The sequence below is a fragment of the Mycobacterium sp. SMC-2 genome (assembly GCF_025263485.1).
Lineage (GTDB): Bacteria > Actinomycetota > Actinomycetes > Mycobacteriales > Mycobacteriaceae > Mycobacterium.
Map to the genome: position 1 here is coordinate 5,285,421 of NZ_CP079863.1, position 17,134 is coordinate 5,302,554.

The 17,134-nt window shown below is 68.5% G+C and carries 18 protein-coding genes and 1 riboswitch; of the genes, 10 read left to right on the forward strand and 8 right to left on the reverse strand.

The features are described 5' to 3' along the window. Positions 1–110: 110 nt before the first annotated feature. From KXD96_RS24765 to KXD96_RS24780, 4 genes are all read left to right on the forward strand, one after another. A complete protein-coding gene (locus tag KXD96_RS24765) occupies positions 111–515 on the forward strand; it encodes a YccF domain-containing protein (RefSeq protein WP_260741100.1) in 405 nt (134 codons plus the stop codon). Beyond that, positions 512–1,591 (forward strand): GTP 3',8-cyclase MoaA, encoded by a 1,080-nt coding sequence (moaA, locus tag KXD96_RS24770; RefSeq protein WP_260741103.1) that lies wholly within the window; start codon positions 512–514, stop codon positions 1,589–1,591. The genes KXD96_RS24765 and moaA overlap by 4 nt, the downstream gene beginning before the upstream one ends. Positions 1,592–1,595: 4 nt before the next feature. Further along, on the forward strand, positions 1,596–1,874 hold the full coding sequence (locus tag KXD96_RS24775; protein WP_260741108.1) for a MoaD/ThiS family protein: 279 nt from the start codon (positions 1,596–1,598) through the stop codon (positions 1,872–1,874). Positions 1,875–2,083: 209 nt separating this feature from the next. After that, a riboswitch (cyclic di-AMP (ydaO/yuaA leader) is annotated at positions 2,084–2,296 on the forward strand. Between the two features lie 12 nt (positions 2,297–2,308). Beyond that, a complete protein-coding gene (locus tag KXD96_RS24780; protein WP_260741112.1) occupies positions 2,309–3,175 on the forward strand; it encodes a transglycosylase family protein in 867 nt (288 codons plus the stop codon). Positions 3,176–3,252: 77 nt separating this feature from the next. On the opposite strand, the gene KXD96_RS24785 is transcribed toward KXD96_RS24780, so the two are convergent. From KXD96_RS24785 to KXD96_RS24800, 4 genes are read right to left on the reverse strand one after another with little or no spacing between them, the layout of a single operon-like run. After that, a complete protein-coding gene (locus KXD96_RS24785; RefSeq protein WP_260741115.1) occupies positions 3,253–3,678 on the reverse strand; it encodes a molybdenum cofactor biosynthesis protein MoaE in 426 nt (141 codons plus the stop codon). Continuing rightward, positions 3,675–4,157 carry a molybdenum cofactor biosynthesis protein B gene (locus KXD96_RS24790; RefSeq protein WP_260741117.1) on the reverse strand — a complete coding sequence of 161 codons (483 nt, stop codon included), beginning with the start codon at positions 4,155–4,157 and terminating at the stop codon, positions 3,675–3,677. The genes KXD96_RS24785 and KXD96_RS24790 overlap by 4 nt, the downstream gene beginning before the upstream one ends. Then, on the reverse strand, positions 4,154–4,684 hold the full coding sequence (gene moaC / locus KXD96_RS24795) for a cyclic pyranopterin monophosphate synthase MoaC (RefSeq protein ID WP_260741119.1): 531 nt from the start codon (positions 4,682–4,684) through the stop codon (positions 4,154–4,156). The genes KXD96_RS24790 and moaC overlap by 4 nt, the downstream gene beginning before the upstream one ends. 8 nt (positions 4,685–4,692) lie before the next feature. Next, complete coding sequence (locus KXD96_RS24800; RefSeq protein WP_260741122.1) at positions 4,693–4,893, reverse strand: hypothetical protein; 201 nt, start codon at positions 4,891–4,893, stop codon at positions 4,693–4,695. 118 nt (positions 4,894–5,011) lie between these two features. Between KXD96_RS24800 and KXD96_RS24805 the strand changes: the two genes are divergently transcribed. Both KXD96_RS24805 and KXD96_RS24810 read left to right on the forward strand, forming a co-directional pair. Further along, positions 5,012–7,270: a helicase-associated domain-containing protein gene (locus KXD96_RS24805; RefSeq protein ID WP_260741125.1), complete on the forward strand. Its 2,259-nt coding sequence runs from the start codon at positions 5,012–5,014 to the stop codon at positions 7,268–7,270. Positions 7,271–7,324: 54 nt separating this feature from the next. Beyond that, positions 7,325–8,974 carry a DNA repair helicase XPB gene (locus KXD96_RS24810; protein WP_260741127.1) on the forward strand — a complete coding sequence of 550 codons (1,650 nt, stop codon included), beginning with the start codon at positions 7,325–7,327 and terminating at the stop codon, positions 8,972–8,974. A 70-nt stretch (positions 8,975–9,044) separates the two neighbouring features. Here the strand turns inward: KXD96_RS24810 and KXD96_RS24815 are convergent, their stop codons facing one another. Together KXD96_RS24815 and KXD96_RS24820 are read right to left on the reverse strand one after the other, a co-directional pair. Beyond that, positions 9,045–10,190, reverse strand: coding sequence for a thiolase family protein (locus tag KXD96_RS24815; protein ID WP_260741128.1), 1,146 nt, complete (start codon positions 10,188–10,190; stop codon positions 9,045–9,047). Positions 10,191–10,200: 10 nt separating this feature from the next. Next, positions 10,201–10,617, reverse strand: a complete 417-nt coding sequence (locus KXD96_RS24820) for a Zn-ribbon domain-containing OB-fold protein (protein ID WP_260741131.1) — start codon at positions 10,615–10,617, stop codon at positions 10,201–10,203. 174 nt (positions 10,618–10,791) lie between these two features. Between KXD96_RS24820 and KXD96_RS24825 the strand changes: the two genes are divergently transcribed. Next, a complete protein-coding gene (locus KXD96_RS24825; protein WP_260741134.1) occupies positions 10,792–11,085 on the forward strand; it encodes a putative quinol monooxygenase in 294 nt (97 codons plus the stop codon). 4 nt (positions 11,086–11,089) lie between these two features. On the opposite strand, the gene KXD96_RS24830 is transcribed toward KXD96_RS24825, so the two are convergent. Further along, positions 11,090–12,079: an LLM class F420-dependent oxidoreductase gene (locus tag KXD96_RS24830; protein ID WP_260741136.1), complete on the reverse strand. Its 990-nt coding sequence runs from the start codon at positions 12,077–12,079 to the stop codon at positions 11,090–11,092. A gap of 109 nt (positions 12,080–12,188) precedes the next feature. Between KXD96_RS24830 and KXD96_RS24835 the strand changes: the two genes are divergently transcribed. From KXD96_RS24835 to KXD96_RS24845, 3 genes are read left to right on the forward strand one after another with little or no spacing between them, the layout of a single operon-like run. Next, on the forward strand, positions 12,189–13,430 hold the full coding sequence (locus tag KXD96_RS24835; protein ID WP_260741140.1) for an FAD-dependent monooxygenase: 1,242 nt from the start codon (positions 12,189–12,191) through the stop codon (positions 13,428–13,430). Further along, positions 13,421–14,278 (forward strand): LLM class F420-dependent oxidoreductase, encoded by an 858-nt coding sequence (locus KXD96_RS24840; RefSeq protein WP_260741144.1) that lies wholly within the window; start codon positions 13,421–13,423, stop codon positions 14,276–14,278. The genes KXD96_RS24835 and KXD96_RS24840 overlap by 10 nt, the downstream gene beginning before the upstream one ends. Positions 14,279–14,302: 24 nt before the next feature. Beyond that, the gene (locus KXD96_RS24845) at positions 14,303–14,926 is read left to right on the forward strand and encodes a bifunctional 2-polyprenyl-6-hydroxyphenol methylase/3-demethylubiquinol 3-O-methyltransferase UbiG (protein WP_260741146.1); all 624 of its coding nucleotides are present in this window, start codon (positions 14,303–14,305) and stop codon (positions 14,924–14,926) included. A 60-nt stretch (positions 14,927–14,986) separates the two neighbouring features. On the opposite strand, the gene KXD96_RS24850 is transcribed toward KXD96_RS24845, so the two are convergent. Then, positions 14,987–17,131, reverse strand: a complete 2,145-nt coding sequence (locus KXD96_RS24850; protein ID WP_260741147.1) for a 3-hydroxyacyl-CoA dehydrogenase NAD-binding domain-containing protein — start codon at positions 17,129–17,131, stop codon at positions 14,987–14,989. Between the last annotated feature and the right edge of the window lie 3 nt (positions 17,132–17,134).

The following is a 17,134-nucleotide window of genomic DNA, read 5'->3' on the forward strand; positions in this document are numbered from 1 at the left end:
TCCCGCCTGCGCAGGACGCCGTTTGGTCCTTGATCCTACTCGGATGCTTGCCTGACGAGCACCCCTGTTTTTGCCCACTCGGTACGCTGGGCATCGACGGTGGAGGAGATATGCGCCTGATCCTGAACATCATCTGGCTCGTGTTCGGCGGCCTATGGATGGCCGTCGGATACCTCGTCGCGGCGCTCCTCAGCTTCGTGCTGATCGTCACCATCCCCTTTGGTTTCGCGTCGCTGCGCATCGCCTCCTACGCGTTGTGGCCGTTCGGCCGCACGATCGTCGACAAGCCGACCGCCGGGACGGCGGCCCTCATCGGAAACGTCATCTGGGTGCTGTTGTTCGGGATTTGGCTGGCGATCGGTCACTTGGCCAGTGCGCTGGCGATGGCGATCACCATCGTCGGCATTCCGCTGGCGCTGGCCAACCTCAAGCTGATCCCCGTGTCGTTGATGCCGCTGGGCAAGGAGATCGTGCCGGTCAGTTCACCGTCCCACTATTCGCCGGTGGGCGCATGACGCTGACCGCGCTGGGTGTGCCGACGGTGCCGGGCCGCACCGACGGCGCCGCCGCGCGGAACGCCCCGGGCACCGGCCCGTTGGTGGACACCTACGGGCGGGTCGCCACCGACCTGCGGGTCTCGCTGACCGACCGCTGCAACCTGCGGTGCACTTACTGCATGCCGGCCGAGGGGCTGGACTGGCTGCCCGGCGAGCAACTGCTGCGCCCCGACGAGCTGGCACGGCTGATGCACATCGCCGTCACCAGGTTGGGTATCACCAGCGTGCGCTTCACCGGTGGCGAGCCCCTGTTGGCGCGACACCTCGAAGAGGTGGTCGCGGCGGCGGCGGCCCTGCGGCCGCGCCCGGAGATCTCCCTGACCACCAATGGCATCGGACTGGCGCGCCGCGCCGCGGCGCTCGCCCGGGCGGGCCTGGACCGGGTCAATGTGTCCATGGACAGCGTGGACCGTGACCACTTCGCGGCGATCACTCGCCGGGACCGGCTCGACGACGTGCTCGCCGGCTTGGCCGCCGCCCACGACGCGGGCCTGACACCGGTCAAGGTGAACGCCGTGCTCGACCCCACCACCGGCCGCGAGGACGTCGTCGAGCTGCTGCGGTTCTGTCTTGAGCGCGGCCACCAATTGCGCGTCATCGAGCAGATGCCGCTGGATGCGGGGCACCAATGGCGCCGGGGCGTCGCGCTGAGCGCCGACGATGTGCTCGAGACGCTGCGCCCACACTTCCGGCTACGCCCGGACCCGGCGCCGCGCGGATCGGCGCCCGCCGAACTCTGGCTCGTCGACACGGGCCCGGGTACGCCGAGCGGGAAGTTCGGCGTCATCGCGTCGGTCTCGCACGCTTTCTGCTCGGCCTGTGATCGCACCCGCCTGACCGCCGATGGCCAAGTCCGCAGCTGCTTGTTTTCCGCGGAGGAAACCGACTTGCGGACCCTGCTGCGTACCGGCGCGTCCGACGACGCGATCGAGACCGCCTGGCGCGTCGCGATGTGGGGCAAGCCGGCGGGTCACGGCATCAACGACCCGAACTTCATCCAGCCCGACCGTCCGATGAGCGCGATCGGTGGCTAGCCCCATGGGTCAAGCCTCCGTCCAGCAAGACGGGATTCAGGTGACGGTGCGCTATTTCGCGGCCGCACGGGCGGCGGCCGGAGCCGAGTCGGAGACGGTGGTGGTGCGGCCCGGGACCACGGTGGCCGATCTGGTCGAGCGCCTCGCCACGCGCGGCTCTCGACTCGCCACGGTGTTGAGCAGGTGCTCCTACCTCTGTGACGGGGTCGCGGTCCGCGACGAAACCGCACCGTTGCACGCCGGCAACACGATCGACGTTCTGCCGCCCTTCGCCGGCGGCTGAAACTGTGAAATATGTCACGTAACGGAACGATAACGACGCAATCACGCTGCGATATCGGGTGCTATGACCTGGGTGAATGGCGCGTGTTCCTCGGCTTTTCGCAAGTGGACGAGAGGGAAACGCCGGGTTTCGCAGAACGTGACGGGACCAACATAAACCGCTACGTTTCTCCGAAGGCTCGCCAAGACAACCGAATTGGCGGACCTCCCCTCCCTATCGCGCCGAACTCCATCCAATAGGCAGGGGCCCACCGACCTTCGTGGATGGAGACGGGGGACCCACCGGTCCACCGTGATCGGACTGGGGCCGCGCGCGGCCCCTTGGGGTGAAGCCGGAGTCGTTCACAGTGAACGATGGCGGCCGGGTGGCCTCTCCAACCCGAACCCGACAGCTGACCTCGCAGGCGCGTGACGAGAGAGGATTTTTCACGGCCCATGAGTGGACGTCACCGCAAGCCCAGCACGTCAAACATCAGCGTCGCCAAGATCGCCGTCACCGGCGCCGTCCTCGGTGGCGGCAGCATCGCCCTAGCCGGCCAAGCGGCCGCGGCCACCGATGGCGAATGGGACCAGGTAGCCCGTTGCGAGTCGGGCGGCAACTGGGCAATCAACACCGGCAACGGCTATCACGGCGGCGTGCAGTTCAGCGCGAGCACCTGGGCCTCGCACGGCGGTGGCCAGTACGCCCCGTCGGCCGAGTTGGCCACCAGGGACCAGCAGATCGCCGTGGCCGAGCGCGTGCTGGCGACCCAGGGCCGCGGCGCGTGGCCGGTGTGCGGTGGTCCGCTGTCGGGCCCGACGCCGCGCGAGGTTCCTGCGCCGGCCGCCCTGGACGCTCCGCTGGACGCGCCCGGAATCAACGGTCAGCCGGCACCGCTGGCTCCCCCGCCGGACGCCCCTCCTCCCCCCGCGCCGGTGCAGCTGGCCTCCTTCGACCAGCCGGCGCCCCCGGCAGACCTGCCGCCCGCGCCTCCGGCCGACGTGCCCCCGGCGCCCCCGGTCGACCTTCCGCCGGCTGACGCCATGCCCCCCGCGCCACCGGCCGACGTGCCCCCGGCGCCTCCGGCCGACCTTCCGCCGGCTGACGCCATGCCCCCGGCGCCCCCGGTCGACCTTCCGCCGGCACCGCCGGCGGACGCGCCCGTCGTCGACACCGACTTCCACGGTTTCGTGCCGGCCAACATGCCGCTGGCGGTTTCCTCGGTCGGCTACACGAAGCAGCTGTGGGATGCCATTCGGGCTCAGGACATCCAGGGCAACGACGCGCTGGACGCGATTGCCCAGCCGGCGCCGACCACCTGAGGCCCGCCCGCCAGACTGCCCGGCACGCCTCGAACGTTCGCGCTTCGGGGCGTGCCGGCATTCCAATGGCTACCGCGTTACGCCGAGCCGACCCATTCTTCGGCTCCGTCGTCGAAGAACTGGTGCTTCCACACCGGTAGCCGGGCCTTGATGGTGTCGACCAGAAGCGCGCAGGTGGCGAACGCCGCCTGACGATGGTCCGCGGCCACCGCCGCCACCAGCGCCGCCTCCCCGATGTGCAGCACCCCGATCCGGTGGCTCGCCGCCACGGCGCGCACCCCGCTCGACTGCTCCGCGACCTCGGAGACCACTGCGGCCAACACCTGGTCGGCCGACGGATGCGCGGAGTACTCCAGCCGCACCACCCGTCGCCCGCCGTCGTGGTCGCGGATCATGCCGACGAAGCCGACGACGGCCCCGGCCGACTGATGCCCCACGAGTTCCTCGTGCTCGGCCAGGAAGATCGGGTGATCGGTCACGGCCGCGCGGACGACGACCGTCATCGCTGGTGATCTCCACCGGCGAGCTGATCGAGCGCGTGGTCGAGCACATCGGCGAGCACGCCCAAGCCGTCGCGCACCCCGCCGGGCGAACCCGGCAGGTTGACGATCAGGGTCCGTCCAGCCACGCCACACACGCCGCGGGACAACACCGACGTCGGCACCTTCGGCAAGCCCGACCGGCGGATGGCGTCGGCCAGCCCCGGGATCATGGAATCGAGCACCGCGACGGTCTGGTCGGGCGTGGTGTCGCTGGGCGAGATGCCGGTGCCGCCCGAGGTGATGATGACGTCGACGCCCTCGTCGATCGCCTTGCGCAAGGCCTCGCCGACCGGCTCACCGTCGGCGACCACCTGCGGCTCGGTGAACGAAAACCCCCGCTGTCCAAGCCATTCGGCGATGATCGGCCCGCATCGGTCGTCGTACACTCCGGTCGACGCACGGGTCGAGGCGATGATGATACGGGCGGATCGGGCGCTCATCGCCGCACCCACGTTCCGGTTTTCCCGCCTTCCTTGCGCAGCACCCGAATTTCATCGAGCCGCGCGGCGGGGTCCACCGCTTTGATCATGTCGTAGAGCGTCAGACCGGCCACACTGACGGCGGTCAGCGCCTCCATCTCCACACCCGTTCGGTCGGTGCTGCGCACCGTCGCGATGATCTCGATGTCGGCGGGCCCCACGGTGAAATCCACGTCGACACCGGTGAGCGCCAACTGATGGCAGAGCGGGATCAGGTCACTGGTGCGCTTCGCCGCCAGAATCCCCGCCACCCGGGCGGTAGCCAGCGCGTCGCCCTTGGGCAGGCCCCCGGCCGAGATGAGCTCCACGACGTGCGGCGACGTATGCAAGGTACCCGCGGCGACGGCGGTGCGCTTGGTGGCTCCCTTGCCGCTGACGTCGACCATGTGCGCTGCCCCACGGTCGTCCACATGTGACAAGGCACCCGAGGGGGGTTCCCCCGCTGTCCAGGTCGCCGGGGGCTTGGCGGCCTCGGAGGCCTTAGCCATCCTGGCGCCTACCTGTTAACGACGGTGACCGGATGCAGGTAGGGCAGGTCAGTGGAGGGCAGCGGGAACACCAGCTCGCCGAAGGGCGACAATGCGCCCGTCCGGTCGGTCGCGAGTTCGCTCACCGCGTGGTCGTCGGCGTCCGTCGTCGGCCACCCGTTGTCGACATACCTGGTTTTGCGGGCTTTGCCCTCAGCAGTGTCAGCCACGCCGTCCATTCTGACAGGTCGCTCTCGCGCCCGTCGTGCAAGACCGTCAGTTCGCCGGACGAGCCTCCGGCATCCGTTGCCCGCTTGGAACCCGCCGGCTGCTTTACGCTGGTCAGCAATGACCGACAACACCCCGGATATCCCGCTGGGGTCGTGGCTGGCCGGCTTGCCCGACGAGCGGCTGATCCGACTGCTGGAGCTGCGGCCGGACCTCGCCCAGCCCCCGCCCGGCAGCATCGCCGCGCTGGCCGCGCGCGCGCAGGCCCGCCAGTCGGTCAAGGCCGCCACCGACGAGCTCGACTTCCTGCGGCTGGCGGTGCTCGACGCGCTGTTGGTGCTGCAAGCCGATGCCACGCCGGTCCCGACGGCCAAACTGCTGGCGCTGATCGGCGAGCGCGCCCCCGAGGCGGACGTGGTCGGCGCGCTGGACGATCTGCGGGAGCGCGCCCTGGTCTGGGGTGACGCCGCGCTTCGTGTCGCACCCGACGCCGGGACGGCACTCCCCTGGTATCCGGGCCAGGTCACCCTCGAGGACGCCTCCCGCAGTGGCGAAGAGATCGCCGGCCTCATCGACGACCTCAGCGAGGCGCAGCTGGACGTGCTGGAAAGGCTTCTGGAGGGTTCCCCGATGGGCCGCACCCGTGACGCCGCGCCCGGCGCCCCCCCGGACCGGCCGGTGCCCCAGCTGCTGGCGATGGGCCTGCTGCGCCGCATCGACGCCGAGACGGTGATCCTGCCCCGCCACGTCGGGCAGGTGCTGCGCGGCGAACAGCCCGGCCCCATGCGATTGACCGCACCGGACCCGGTGGTCTCGACCACCACCACCGGCGACGTCGACGCGGCGGCGGCCGGCGCCACCATCGACCTGCTGCGAGAACTCGACGTCCTGATCGAAACGCTAGCCGCCGCACCGGTTTCCGAGCTGCGCAGCGGCGGACTGGGAATTCGGGACGTCAAACGGCTCAGCAAGGTGACCGGCATCGACGAGTCGCGGCTGGGTCTGGTCCTCGAGGTGGCGGCCGCGGCCGGCTTGATCGCGAGCGGGATGCCCGACCCGGAACCGGCAAGCGGCGAGGGCCCGTACTGGGCGCCGACCGTGGCCACCGAACGGTTCGCGGCGCTGCCCGCCGCCGAGCGCTGGCAGCTGCTGGCGACCAGCTGGCTGGACCTGCCGAGCCGGCCGGCCTTGGTCGGGACTCGGGGACCCGACGCCAAACCCTATGGCGCCCTTACCGATGCGCTGTACTCCACGGCCGCACCGCTGGATCGCCGGCTGCTGCTGGGGATGCTGGCCCACTTGCCGCCGGGTGCGGGTGTGAATGCGGTCGAAGCCTCCGCGGCACTCATCTGGCGACGCCCCCGCTGGGCCAAGCGGCTGCAGCCCGGACCCGTGGGTGACCTGCTGGCCGAGAGCCAGGCGCTGGGGCTGGTGGGGCGGGGTGCGCTCAGCACCCCCGGCCGTGCCCTGATCGACGACAGCGCCGACGCCCAGGCCGCGATCGATGCCATGGCGCGGGTCCTGCCCAAACCGATCGACTACTTCCTGGTCCAGGCCGACCTGACCGTGGTGGTGCCGGGCCCGCTGCAGCGCGACCTCGCCGAGCAGCTGGCCGCGGTGGCCACCGTCGAATCGGCCGGCACCGCGATGGTGTACCGGATCAGCGAGCAGTCGATCCGGCATGCGCTCGACGTGGGAAAGACCAGCGACTGGATGCATGCCCTGTTCGCCAACCATTCCAAAACTCCTGTGCCGCAAGGGCTTACCTACCTCATCGACGACGTCGCGCGCCGGCATGGCCAGCTGCGGATCGGCATGGCGGCTTCGTTTGTGCGATGCGAGGACCCGGCGCTGCTGGCGCAAGCCGTGGCCGCCCCCGCGACGGAAGGGGTGCAACTGCGCGCCCTGGCCCCGACGGTCGCGGTGTCTCCGGCTCCGATCGGCGAGGTGCTGGCCGCGCTGCGGGCGGCGGGCTTCGCCCCGGCGGCCGAGGACTCCACCGGCGCCATCGTCGACGTCCGGCCTCGTGGGGCCCGGGTGCCCACGCCCGCGCAGCGGCGGCCCTACCGCCCGATGCCGCGCCCGAACGCCGAGAACCTGAACGCGGTGGTGGCGGTGCTGCGAAAGGTGACCGCCGCACCGTTCGGCAACAATCGCGTCGATCCGGCGGTCACCATGTCGTTGTTACAGCGCGCGGCCAAGGAACAAGACACGTTGGTAATTGGTTATTTGGATGCCGCGGGTGTCGCGACCCAGCGGGTTGTGGCGCCGATCACCGTTCGGGGCGGTCAGCTCACCGCATTCGACTCGGCGTCTGGGCGTCTGCGCGAGTTCGCCATCCACCGCATCACGTCGGTGGTGTCGGCCGCCGGCCGATAATGGATGGGCGATGACTCGCGGCGACGATGCAGAGAATGAAAAGGAGCGGCGCCATTGACTGACGGCCCGTTGATTGTGCAGTCCGACAAGACGGTGCTGCTCGAAGTCGACCACGAGCAGGCCGGCGCGGCGCGCGCCGCCATTGCGCCGTTCGCCGAACTCGAGCGCGCGCCCGAGCACGTGCACACCTACCGCGTCACCCCGCTGGCGCTGTGGAACGCCCGCGCCGCCGGCCACGACGCCGAGCAGGTCGTCGACGCACTGGTCAGCTACTCGCGCTACGCGGTGCCCCAGCCGCTGCTGGTCGACATCGTCGACACCATGGCCCGCTACGGCCGCCTGCAACTGGTCAAACACCCGGCACACGGCCTCACGTTGGTCAGCCTGGACCGGGCGGTGCTCGAGGAGGTGCTGCGCAACAAGAAGATCGCACCCATGCTCGGCGCCCGGATCGACGACGATACGGTCGTCGTCCACCCCAGCGAGCGCGGCCGCGTAAAACAGATGCTGCTCAAAATCGGTTGGCCCGCGGAGGATCTCGCGGGTTATGTCGACGGCGAGGCACACCCGATCAGCCTGGCTCAGGAGGGCTGGCACCTGCGCGATTACCAGCAGATGGCCACCGATTCGTTCTGGTCCGGCGGCTCGGGAGTGGTGGTCCTTCCGTGCGGGGCCGGCAAGACGCTGGTCGGTGCTGCCGCGATGGCGAAGGCCAGCGCGACGACGCTCATTTTGGTCACCAACATCGTCGCGGCGCGGCAATGGAAGCGCGAGCTGGTGGCGCGCACCTCGCTGACCGAGGACGAGATCGGCGAATATTCCGGGGAGCGCAAGGAGATTCGGCCCGTCACCATCTCGACGTATCAGATGATCACCCGCCGCACCAAGGGCGAGTACCGGCATCTCGAGCTCTTCGACAGCCGCGACTGGGGGCTGATCATCTACGACGAGGTTCACCTGCTGCCGGCGCCGGTGTTCCGGATGACCGCCGACCTGCAATCCAAGCGGCGGCTAGGCCTGACCGCCACACTGGTCCGCGAAGACGGCCGCGAGGGCGATGTCTTCTCCCTGATCGGCCCGAAGCGCTATGACGCGCCGTGGAAGGACATCGAGGCCCAGGGCTGGATCGCGCCGGCGGAGTGCGTCGAAGTGCGGGTCACCATGACCGACAACGAGCGAATGATGTACGCGACCGCCGAACCCGAAGAGCGCTATCGGGTTTGTTCGACGGCGCACACCAAAATGGCTGTGGTCAAGTCGATTCTGGACAAGCACCCCGGCGAACAGACGCTGGTGATCGGCGCCTACCTCGACCAGCTCGACGAGCTGGGCGCCGAGCTCAACGCCCCGGTCATCCAGGGGTCGACCCGGACCAAGGAACGCGAGGAGCTGTTCGACGCGTTCCGCCGCGGTGACGTGTCCACGCTGGTGGTATCCAAGGTGGCCAATTTCTCCATCGACTTACCGGAAGCGTCTGTGGCCGTTCAGGTTTCGGGTACCTTCGGCTCCCGCCAGGAGGAGGCGCAGCGGCTGGGGCGGTTACTGCGGCCCAAGGCCGACGGTGGCGGCGCCATCTTCTACTCCGTAGTCGCGCGCGACAGCCTGGACGCCGAGTACGCTGCACACCGGCAGCGTTTCCTCGCCGAGCAGGGTTACGGCTACATCATCCGCGACGCGGACGACCTGCTGGGGCCGGCCATCTAGCCGCGAGCAGACCCAAACTCGCACGAAAAGCGCTGAACTAACACGAGTTTGCGTCTGCCCGCGCCGCTAACTAGAGCGACAGGATGGTCGCCGACGCGGTGCCGGGTGCGCCGTACACCTGGGCCAGGCCGACGCGCGGGTTGCCGGGCACCTGACGCTCGCCCGCCTCACCGCGGAGCTGACGCACAAGTTCGTGCATCTGCCGCAGCCCGGACGCGCCGATCGGCTCGCCGTTGGCGATCAACCCGCCGTCGGTGTTGACCGGCATCGAGCCGTGGATCTCGGTCGCGCCGTCGGCCAGTAGCTTCTCCTGCTCGCCGTCGGCGCACAGGCCCGTCTCGGCCATGTGGATCACCTCGTTGCCGGCGTCGGTGTCCTGAAGTTGCGCCACGTCGACATCCTCGGGGCCGATGCCGGCGGCCTCGTAGGCCGCCTTGGCCGCGTACACCGTCGGGGAGACGTCGCCGTCCAACGGAGCGAACGTGGCGTGCACCTCGTAGGCGCCGTAACGGCGGGTGCGGATTTCGCAGGCGCGCACGTACACCGGCTTGTCGGTGTACTTGTGCGCGATGTCGCCCCGGCACATGATCACCGCGGCGGCGCCCTCGTCGGGCGCGCAGAACATGTACTGCGTCAGCGGGTAGTTGAGCACCGGGGAGTTGAGGATCTCTTCCTCGGAAATCGGCTTGCGGCGGAACGCATTCGGGTTCAGCGCGCCGTTGCGGAAGTTCTTGGCGGCCACCTTGGCCAAAGTGGCCTGCGAGATGTTGTGGTCGTGCAGGTACTTGTTGGCCTTCATCCCGAAGAACTTGGTGGTGACGAACTGCCCGTTCTGGGCGTACCACTGCGGCAGCGCCAGCTTGGCGGGGTCGTCGGTGAACGCGCCGCGCGGGTGCTTGTCCAGGCCGATGGCGATGCCGATGTCGTACTTGCCCAACCGGATGGTGTCGGCGGTCTGCTGAATGGCACTGGCTGCGGTGGCGCACGCGTTGAACACGTTGGTGAACGTGATGCCGGTCAACCCAACCAGGCGGGTGACCGCGTCGGGGTTGGACACCTCGTGACTACCGCCGAAGCCGAACTGAATGTCCTTCCACGACACCCCGGCGTCGGCGAGCGCGGATTGGATGGCCTCGGCGCCCATCTGCATCGCGGTCTTCTCGAAGCGGCCGAACGGGTGCAGGCCCACGCCGATGATGGCGACGTCGTTGGTCATCTCAGCTCTCCTACGCGACCGGCTGGAACGCGAACGTCATGATTTCGGTGCCCTCTTCGTCAGTGGTGAGCGGGACCATGGTCAGCTCGACCTCCTGACCGAATTGCAGCTTGGCCGGGTCGTTCTCGGTCAGCCGCCCCTCGACTCGGATCACGTCGTCGAGCTGGACCAGCCCCACGCCGAACGGGACGAAGTCCTTGCCGGCCGGGCCGGCGTACGGAGCCCCGGGCGGGAAGCCCTGAGTGGTCCACGCGACGAGGGTTCCGCGGCGCGGCAGCAACACCTCGGACATGTCACCGAGGCTGCAACGCGGACACCACTGCTGCACGGGAAAGGTGGTGGCGCCGCAACTGCCGCACCGGCTGCCGATCAGCTGTGGGTTCTCATCGGGCCAGGTAGAGATCTCGGGGGCGAGTGCCTTCTGCATCGGGCGATCCTCCAAAAGCGTCCGCGGTGCGCCAACAGATTGTTGCTGACTGAAACCGTATAACAGCTTTCCGAAAAGTGGAAACCGCATTCTCATTGTGGTGGCCCGCCCGGTGCGGGGTGCGGCAACCGGGCGGCTATCTTGGGATCGCCGTCGCAACCGAGGAGACTCCCCATGCCAGTCACCGTGATACTCGAACTGAACTTCAAGCCCGACGCGGTGCCGCAGGCGCGCGACGTCATGGGCCGGGCGTTGCGGGACACCCGGGCGTTCGCCGGGAACCTCCGCACCGACGTGCTCGTCGATGAGGACGACGACGCCCACTGGCTGATCTATGAACTGTGGGACACGGTCGAGCACGACGAGGCATACCGCGCGTTTCGTGCCGGCGAAGGCCGGCTGACCGATTTGCCGCCGCTGCTGGCCGAGCCGCCCGTCAAGAAGCGGTACGTCACTTCCGACATCTGACGGTTTAGCTCAACGCGGGAATCACCTCGCGCTCGAACAGCTCGACGCCTGAGCGGTCATACGCGGCCTCCGGGAAATAGCAGATGGCGTAGTCGCACCCGAGGTCGCGGAGCTTGGCGATCCGCTCGATCACCTGTTCCGGTGTGCCCGTCGCCGAATCGGGTCCGCTGCCGGCGGCGAGCATCGCATCCGCGGCCGCCTCGGGCACGTAGCGGACGATACGGTCGCGGACCCGCCGCAGCCGGTCGTTGACGTCGGCCTCCGACGTGCCGACGACGGCGTTGAAGTTGGCCGAACGGACGATGGCGTCGAAGTCGGTCCCAACCTGCCGACAGTGCTGCGCCAGCACTTCCGACTTGTGCGCGAACGCCTCGGGTTCCGGGGTGAAGTTGGTGTACTGCGCGTATTTCGCGGCGATGCGCAGGGTAACCTTCTCACCGCCGCCGGCGATCCAGAGTGGAATCCCGTTGTCCTGCAAAGGCTTGGGGGAAATGATGGCGCCGTCGACCTGGTAGTGCTTGCCGTCGAAGCTGACCTTGCCGTCGCGCCAGGCATCGCGCATGATCTGTACGCCCTCGTCCAGCCGACCCAGCCGCACGCCGGCCGACGGGAAACCGTAACCGTAAGCGCGCCATTCATGTTCGTACCAGCCGCCGCCGATGCCCATCTGGATCCGACCGCCGGAGATGATGTCGGCGGTCGCCGCGACCTTGGCCAGGTACACCGGATTGCGGTAGCTCATCGCGGTGCACATCTGGCCGAGTTTGATCCGCGACGTGACCGCCCCGTAGGCGGCCATCAGCGACCACGCCTCGTGGGTGGCTTCGCCGGTCGGCATCGGGACCGTGTGGAAGTGGTCGTAGACCCACAGCGAGTCCCAGGCGCCGTTGTCGGCATAGGTGGCCAGGTCGCGCATCACCGCCCAGTGCTTGTCCGGTTCGATGTCGACCAGATCCATTCGCCAGCCCTGCGGGATGAAGAGACCGAAGCGCATAGCAACGGACTCTAGCCCCGCGGGGCCCACCGCAGATGGATAAGTCGCGGGCAGCGGTCCGGCGGGCCGCCGCTAGGCTTACCCATCGTCCACCAAGCGGGAGGTCGCCATGCGGATTCTCGTGTCCGGTGCCAGCATCGCAGGCCCGGTGCTGGCGTACTGGCTGACCCGCCACGGCTTCGACGTCACCGTCGTCGAGCGCGCGCCCACCTTGCGTAAAACCGGCGGCCACGCCGTCGACCTTTTCCGTCCCGCGATGGAGATTTCGGCGAAGATGGGCGTCCTGTCCCAGATCGAGGCACTCGCCACCGGAACGAACCGCATGACCATGCATCGGGAAGGCCGGGCGCGCCCCTTCGAGATCGACCTCACCAAGATCTACGCCGCCACGTCGGACCGGCACGTGGAGATCATGCGTGACGACCTGAGCGACATCTACTACTCCGCCGGCCGCGACGAAGTCGAGTACCTGTTCGGCGACTCCGTCACCGCGATCGAGCACGACGGCGAAGTGACGTTCGAGCATGCCCCCGCCCGCCGGTTCGACGTCATCGTCGGCGCCGACGGCCTGCACTCCAACGTTCGGCGCCTGACCTTCGGCGAGGAAGCCGACCTCACCCGGTTCCTCGGCGGCTACCTGGCGGTGGTGTCGGCCCCCAAGGCGCTGGCCAGGCGGGGCGAGGTGACCTGCCATGTCGGCATGGGCCGCGTCGCGGCCATCTACACCGCCGAACACCTCGACGACGCACGGGCGGTCTTCCTGTTCCGCAGCGATCGGGAGCTCGATTACGACCACCGGGATACGTTGCGGCAGAAGGCCTTGTTGCGCGACGCGCTTGCGGGCATGCACGAGCAGGTGGACGGGTGGCTAAAGGAAATCGACCGCACGCCCGCGTTCTACTTCGATTCGATCAGCCAGCTTCGGCTGGACCGATGGTCGCGGCGGCGGGTCACCCTCGTCGGCGATGCCGGATACTGCCCCGGGCCCGCGGTGGGCGGCAGCACCAGCCTTGCGGTGCTCGGCGCCTACGTGCTGGCCGGAGAGCTCGCCCAAGCAGACGGGGACCACCTGCGCGCGTTCGCCGCCTACGAATTGCAGATGCGCGAACCGGTGCGCCGCAGCCGGGCCTTCGCCCGCGGCGCCGCCAAGGGCATCATCCCCGGCTCGCGACTCGGGGTGTGGGCGTTGACGCGTGGCGCCCAGCTGGTGTCGCTGATGCCCGGGTCGTTGTCGCGGTCGCTGGCGAAGCTGAATGCCAAGGGCATCCGGATGCACGACTCGATGGCGGTGCCCGACTACAGTGCGACCGACCTCCAAGCGAACGAAAGGAAAGCCCGCCGATGGAATTGACCGGTGTCGGAATCTGGAGCAGTCAACTGCGCTACGGCGATCCGTCCGAATCCGCCGAGGCGGCAGCGGAATTGGATGAACTGGGCTTCCCAGCACTGTGGATCCCCGACGTCGGCGGGCCGGTGTTCGACGCGGTCGGCAACCTGCTCGCGGCGACGCAGCGGACCGTGATCGCCACCGGGATCCTCAACCTGTGGATGCATTCGCCCGCCGACGTCGCCGATTCCTATGCGACGCTGACCGCCGAGCACGGGGACCGCTTCCTGCTGGGCATCGGCGTCAGCCACGCCCCGCTGATCGACGCCGGCCAACCCGGCCGCTACCGCAAACCGCTGGCGGCCACGGCGTCGTTCCTGGACGGGCTGGACGAAGCCGCACAACCAGTACCCGCCGAGAATCGGGTGCTCGCCGCTCTCGGCCCGAAGATGTTGGCCCTAGCCGCGTCCCGCGCCCGCGGGGCGCATCCCTACCTGGTCACGCCCGACCACACCGCCTTTGCCCGTGCGACTTTGGGTGACGGGCCCCTGCTGCTGCCCGAGCAGACGGTGATCCTGACCGACAGCGGCGACGAGGCGCGGCGCATCGGAACCGATTGGCTGCGTGCGTATTTGGCGTTGCCGAACTACGCCAACAACCTGCTGCGCAGTGGCTTCTCCGAAGACGACCTGACACAGGTGAGCGATCGGCTCTTCGATGCGATCATCGCGTGGGGCGACGAATCGGCGATCATGCGCAGGGTCGGCGAGCATCGTGCGGCCGGCGCCGACCACGTGTGCGTGCAGGTGCTGCTGGACGACCCCAAGGCGTTCCCCCGCGAGCAATGGCGCCGAATCGCCGCCGCGCTGTAGTGGTTTTAGGCATACCGTTGGGATATGGCCTCCAAGCACACCCTCTTTCGGATCTTCTACCGCATCGGCTTCACCCCGTGGGACGGTCATCCGATCGCACAAAAGCTGCGGGACCTGGTCGAGGGGACCACTGACGCGCCCGCGTTGCCGGTCGGATCGGCCCTCGATCTCGGCTGCGGCACCGGGGACTCGGCGATCTACCTGGCACAACACGGGTGGAAAGTCACCGGCGTCGACTTCGTAGCGAAACCTCTCGACAAGGCCCGGGCCAAGGCCGGCAACTTGCCGGTCGACTTCGTCCGGGCCGACGTCACGCGGCTGAGTCAGACCGGGATCGGCACGGGCTTCCAACTGATCGTCGACAACGGCTGCCTGCACAACATGAGCGACGCAGATCGCGACGCGTACGTCCGGGAGGTCAGCGCGGTGGCCGCGCCCGACGCACGGCTGTTCGTCGTCGCGTTCCGTCCCGGTGGGAGGTTCGGCGTGCGGGGTGTCGAGCCCGCCGAGATGGAATCACGATTCTCAGCCGCATGGACGCTGTTGTCCGCCGGTGACGAGGGGGACCTCGATGAAGCACGGCTGAGTCGGGGAAATGCGCGCGAGCAGACCCCGGCGCGGTACTACCTCTTTGCGCGCCGCGGCTGAGTCCCAAAGCGCGAAAGCCCCCGAAGGCAACGCTTTTCGGGGGCTTTGCGCGTAGAGATGTTACGTCAGCGACTTCGGCGGCAGGAAGCGGTCGCCGTACTTGGCGGCCAGCTCGCGGGCCCGGGCCACGAAGGCTTCCTTGCCCGTACCGCCCGGACCGGAGTAGCCGACGATGAACTGCGCGCTACCACCGGTGTACGGAGGGAAGCCGATGCCCATGATCGACCCGATGTTGGCGTCGGCGGTCGACGTCAACACGCCCTCGTCGAGGCACTTCTGCGTTTCCAGCGCCTCGGCGAACAGCATCCGGTCGATCATGTCCTGCAGCGGCGGCTGCGACGAACCGGACTTGAACGTCTCCCGCAGGCCCGGCCACAGGCCGGTGCGCTTGCCGTCGACGTACTCATAGAAGCCCGCGCCCTTCAGCCGTGAGGGGCGGCCGATCTCTATCATCTTCTCCACGACCGCTTCCGCCGGGTGCGGCTCATAGGTGCCGCCGGCGTCCTCGACACCCTTGCGGGTGGCGACCGCGATCTTGTGCATCAGCTCCAGGTTGAGCTCGTCGGACAGCTGCAGCGGCGGCGCCGGGTAGCCGGCCTGCGACCCGGCGTGCTCGATGGACGCCGGCTCGACGCCCTCACCGAGCATCGCCAGGGCCTCGTTGACAAACGTGCCGATGACGCGGCTGGTGAAGAAGCCGCGGCTGTCGTTGACCACGATCGGGGTCTTGCCGATGGCCAGCGTGTAGTCGAACACCCGGGCCAGCGCCTCGTCAGAGGTCTTCTCGCCCTTGATGATCTCGACCAGCGGCATCTTGTCGACCGGCGAGAAGAAGTGGATCCCGATGAAGTCCTCCTGCCGCTTGACGCCGGTCGCCAGACCGGTGATCGGCAGCGTCGAGGTGTTGGACCCGAGCAGCGCGTTCGGCTCGACGATGTCCTGGATCTCCTGGAACACCTTGTGCTTGAGTTCCTGGTTCTCGAACACCGCCTCGATCACGAAGTCGACGCCCTTGAAGTCGGCGGGGTCGGCTGTCGGCGTGATGCGGTCCAGCAGCGCCTTGCTCTTCTCCTCGGTGGTCTTGCCCCGCTGAAGCGCCTTGGCCTCAAGCTTTTCCGAGTAACCCTTGCCCTTCTGGGCGGCCTCGATGCTGACGTCCTTGAGCACCACGTCGAACCCGGCCTTAGCCGACACGTACGCGATGCCGGCGCCCATCATGCCCGCGCCCAGCACGCCGATCTTGTTGATCTTGACCGGCTCGATGCCGTCGGGGCGCGAGCCGCCGCCGTTGATGTGCTGCAGGTCGAAAAAGAACGCCTGGATCATGTTCTTGGCGACCTGGCCGGTGACCAGCTGGGTGAAGTAGCGGCTCTCGATGCGGCTGGCGGTGTCGAAGTCCACCTGCGCGCCCTCGACGGCCGCGTCCAGGATGGCCCGCGGCGCCGGCATCGGCGCACCCTTGAGCTGCTTGCGCAGCAGCGCGGGGAACGACGGCAGGATGCCGGCCAGCGCCGGGCTGGACGGGGTGCCGCCGGGCATCTTGTAACCCTTGGCATCCCACGGCTGGGTGTGCGAGTCGGGGTTGGCCTTGATCCACGCCTTGGCGGCGGGCACCAACTCCTCGACCGAGCCGACGAGCTCATCGACGAGCCCGATCTCCTTGGCCTTGTCCGGCTTGAACCGGGTGCCCTGAGACAGCACGTTCATGAATGCGTTCTGGATGCCGAACATCCGCACGCTGCGGGCCACCCCGCCCCCGCCGGGCAACAAGCCCAGCGTGACTTCGGGGAACCCGACGACGAGGCCCTTGACATCCGCGGCGATGCGGTGGTGACAGGCCAGCGCGATCTCCAGGCCGCCGCCGAGCGCGGCGCCGTTGATGGCGGCCACCACCGGCTTGCCCAGGGTCTCCAGGGCCCGCAGGTCGCGCTTGATCTCCTCGACCTCGGTGAAGACGTCCCCGGCATTCTCCGGGCCGGCGTTGATCATGCTCTTGAGATCGCCGCCGGCGAAGAACGTCTTCTTCGCGCTCGTGATCACCACGCCGGTGACCGAATCCTTCTCCGCGACAAGGCGTTCGACGGCCTTGTGCATCGACTCCTTGTAGTGCTCGTTCATCACGTTCGCCGAACCGGTCGGGTCGTCGAGCGTCAGGGTGACGATGCCGTCGGCATCCTTGTCCCACTGAATGGTGTTCTCTGCCATGGT